Origin of the sequence: Terrimonas sp. (assembly GCF_003075435.1) — a bacterium.
GTDB lineage: Bacteria > Bacteroidota > Bacteroidia > Chitinophagales > Chitinophagaceae > Agriterribacter.
Genome location: NZ_QCZJ01000068.1, coordinates 1 through 2470 on the forward strand (window position 1 = coordinate 1; position 2470 = coordinate 2470).

Below are 2470 nucleotides of genomic sequence, written 5' to 3' on the forward strand. Positions count from 1 at the left end.
TCCACAATATGTGCGTTAGTTGTGCAACAGCCACGTCTCGCTTGTGCCGTTTATACAATCAAGCCCTTTTGCCATAAAAATCTCTTGCGCTGCTGTAGTAAATAATTTCTAAAAGTAATTGAAACTTCAATTTATCGGCACAAGCGAGACGCTTGCGCCTGCTACCCGAGCATTTTTAACATGCTTTATTGCATTAGTTCATATGCTTGCGCCATCTGGTGAATGTATTCAAGTTTTTGATAAACATTTCGCTATTTAATATTTCCAATGGCTTATTATGCTGCTGCCATAATTGCCAGTCATTATTATTCCCATTCTTCATTCCCGCTCGTTTCATCATCCACATCATCCATGCTCTACGGCTTTCGCCGGGATGTTGCGTTATAGCTTTCCTTAAACTTCTTGATGTATAGCTCTTCATCTCACCTACTATTTTATCCAATGCTCTGCCTTTACTACCTACAATCATGTGTACATGGCTTGTCATTATGCACCATCCATATATTTCTAAATCCTTTTCACGCTGACAAAACCGCCAGCTTTCCAGCATTATCTCCTTATACTCATTCCGGATAAATAAATCAATCCAATATACTACCGCAAAACTGATAAAATAAAGCTTATCATTATCGCCAAACTTATATTTGCGACTCATGATTAAATATAAAAATTATTAATCAGCTTCTAAATTTAATTTAAGGGCATCAGGTATTAACGTCACAAGCGGGACGCTTGCGACTGCTACCTGAGTATTTTCTAACATGCTTTATTTCGCTGGTTTATATGCTTGCGCTATTAGGGGAGAGACTCCGCGGAGAACATTCGCTCTTTAAGAACTAATGATTACAAAACTCTGCGATGAAAAAATGCTGGATGCTTTTCTGCAATCGCATAAAGCAAAAAAAGTTTTCGCTTCGTAAAACAAAAACCCCGTGAGGGGCTTTGTTGTCATTTAGTTGTAATGCTGTTTAATAACTTATCAAATATTTCTTTCTTGTCTGGTGGAACTTTCATATAACCATACACAATATTTTTTAATTTTCGTTCTTCCCAATATCGCTCTTTATCATCGCTTCCTTTCAATACTAAAGTATCATTTGTCAAAAATTTCATTCCTACATCACTGCCATACTTCTTAAACTTCTCTGGATAAATCATTCCTGACTTTGTATCGTTTGTAAAAAACAAACTTGAGCTATCAGGATAAAGAAAAATTTTCCCTCTCGCATGTTGGTAATCTATGGGGATGTATTTATATCCTTTCGGGACAGACATTTTATATTTTACAGTTTTGCCATCCGCATTCACTTTAAAAGATGCAACTTTTGTGCTGCAGGCTGTCAAAACAAAAACTTGTATTAAAATACTGTAGATGATATTCTTTTTCATAGCTAATAGATTAAATTAATTCCGAGTGGAAGTAATGAGGGTGGAATGGTAGTAGGTGGGACATATATAGGTCGCCCACTTGCATCTAAGAGAGGAGCTATCCCTTGATTACCTGAAGCATCCCTAAACCAGTATTCTCTTCGATATGGTTGTCCTATTGCATTTCTAATTTGATTTTCAAAATAAGATGCTCGATACTCCATTCTGGACAACCCAGTTCCTTGAGGGTCATCATTATTCAACATGCCGACATTTGCTTCGTAAGCATGGAACATTTCATGAGCTAAATCAGTAATGGGACTAACTCCAGTGCCACCAACGACTGGTAATGAAGTTCCTGACGGATTCCAATATATATCGCCGCCGACCCCACCTAATACAGGTTTACCCTGTCCTGCTGCAGTCATTGCAACCGCATATGATTTATTAATATCCTTACCTGTCTCTATAAACTCACTTGAGCCAGGTTTATTAGGATTAAGATTTGCGCTTTTTACAGTGAAAGTATTAGTGGATGATTGAAGAGACGATACAACTTTACCACCGTCAGTTGTACCATTGATTGTATTAAGTGCATTTACTGCTTTGCCTAAAAAGCCTTTAACTTTTCCAGTATAAGCTGAACCATCTTTATTTGTAAGTGTACCGTTATTATAAGTTACTTCTCGTTTCCTACCAAGTCCTAAAAATCCTCCTCTAAATGATACTCGTAACGTATCGCCAAGAGGGTCGGCATTTGAAATTGGATTGTTCCCCATCATAGAGTAAAGACTTTGCATCTCGTTTGGCTTCGGGTCTATCTGCCACCATCTTCCTATTTGTGGGTCTGCATTTCGATAGAAGGCATCGTAAGTATTTAAATCAAACTCGGTGGTATGCTCGATGCCGTTAAATTTCTTCCGATTTTCAGGTGTTCCGGGCTTCAGTGCTTTGGAGCTTATCCCCGCCATTGTCAGTCCGAACGGATAATAATTACCATCCCCATTTTGATGCTTTTACAAAAACTTCCCCAACGCCCAGGCATCAACTCAAAGAACTACGTTACAGCCCTAAAAATAACGGTTTTTTCTTTTCAATTGAA

The 2470-nt window shown here is 38.1% G+C and carries 3 protein-coding genes and 1 pseudogene; all 4 read right to left on the reverse strand.

Going from position 1 to position 2470, the window contains the following annotated elements; genetic code table 11:
* Nucleotides 1-193: 193 nt before the first annotated feature.
* Nucleotides 194-655 carry a transposase gene (locus DC498_RS25840; RefSeq protein WP_116877014.1) on the reverse strand — a complete coding sequence of 154 codons (462 nt, stop codon included), beginning with the start codon at nucleotides 653-655 and terminating at the stop codon, nucleotides 194-196.
* A gap of 293 nt (nucleotides 656-948) precedes the next feature.
* Nucleotides 949-1389, reverse strand: a complete 441-nt coding sequence (locus DC498_RS25845; RefSeq protein ID WP_116877015.1) for a hypothetical protein — start codon at nucleotides 1387-1389, stop codon at nucleotides 949-951.
* 2 nt (nucleotides 1390-1391) lie between these two features.
* Nucleotides 1392-2147: a M91 family zinc metallopeptidase gene (locus DC498_RS26615; protein ID WP_255415877.1), complete on the reverse strand. Its 756-nt coding sequence runs from the start codon at nucleotides 2145-2147 to the stop codon at nucleotides 1392-1394.
* Nucleotides 2121-2348: pseudogene (locus tag DC498_RS26680) on the reverse strand (RHS repeat-associated core domain-containing protein); the annotation flags it as partial. The pseudogene DC498_RS26680 and the gene DC498_RS26615, both read right to left, overlap by 27 nt.
* Nucleotides 2349-2470: the final 122 nt, after the last annotated feature.